Consider the following 1,179-nt stretch of genomic DNA (forward strand, 5'->3'; position numbering starts at 1 on the left):
ATGGCAAAGGAAAAGTTTGAACGTAACAAGCCGCACGTCAACATCGGCACGATCGGCCACGTTGACCACGGCAAGACCACTCTGACCGCAGCGATCACCAAGTATTTTGGTGACTTCAAAGCGTATGATCAGATCGACGGCGCTCCGGAAGAGAAGGCCCGCGGTATCACGATCTCGACCGCGCACGTGGAATACGAGACCGAGACGCGTCACTACGCGCACGTCGACTGCCCCGGCCACGCCGACTACGTGAAGAACATGATCACGGGTGCGGCTCAGATGGACGGCGCGATCCTGGTTGTGAACGCGGCTGACGGCCCGATGCCGCAGACCCGCGAGCACATCCTGCTCGGCCGTCAGGTCGGCATCCCCTACATGGTCGTGTACCTCAACAAGGTCGACCAGGTGGATGACGAAGAGCTGCTGGAACTGGTGGAAATGGAAGTTCGCGAACTTCTGTCGTCGTATGACTTCCCCGGCGACGATATCCCGATCATCAAGGGCTCGGCTCTGGCCGCTCTCGAAGGTCGCGACCCGGAAATCGGCGAGAACTCGATCCGCGAGCTGCTGGCTGCTGTCGACGAGTACATCCCGACCCCGGCGCGTGCTGTTGACCAGCCGTTCCTGATGCCGATCGAAGACGTGTTCTCGATCTCGGGCCGCGGTACCGTTGTGACCGGCCGTGTCGAGCGTGGCGTGATCAACGTCGGCGACGAACTGGAAATCGTGGGTATCCGCGACACCAAGAAGACGACCTGCACGGGCGTCGAGATGTTCCGCAAGCTGCTCGATCGTGGTGAAGCTGGCGACAACATCGGCGCGCTGCTGCGCGGCGTGGACCGTGACGGCGTCGAGCGTGGTCAGGTTCTGTGCAAGCCGGGTTCGGTGAAGCCGCACACGAAGTTCGAAGCGGAAGCCTATATCCTCACCAAAGAGGAAGGTGGCCGTCACACGCCGTTCTTCGCGAACTACCGTCCGCAGTTCTACTTCCGCACGACGGACGTGACCGGGACCGTGACGCTGCCGGAAGGCACCGAGATGGTGATGCCGGGCGACAACCTGAAGTTCACCGTCGAGCTGATCGCCCCGATCGCGATGGAAGACGGCCTGCGCTTCGCCATCCGTGAAGGCGGCCGCACCGTCGGCGCCGGCGTCGTCTCGAAAATCATCGAGTGATCT

At 61.8% G+C, this 1,179-nt stretch carries 1 protein-coding gene; it reads left to right on the top strand.

The window, feature by feature from the left end; translation table 11 throughout:
* Nucleotides 1-1,176: elongation factor Tu (gene tuf, locus TP2_RS12100; RefSeq protein ID WP_038077863.1), on the top strand; the 1,176-nt coding region annotated here is incomplete at its 5' end.
* Between the last annotated feature and the right edge of the window lie 3 nt (nt 1,177-1,179).

Source organism: Thioclava pacifica DSM 10166, from assembly GCF_000714535.1.
Taxonomy (GTDB): domain Bacteria; phylum Pseudomonadota; class Alphaproteobacteria; order Rhodobacterales; family Rhodobacteraceae; genus Thioclava; species Thioclava pacifica.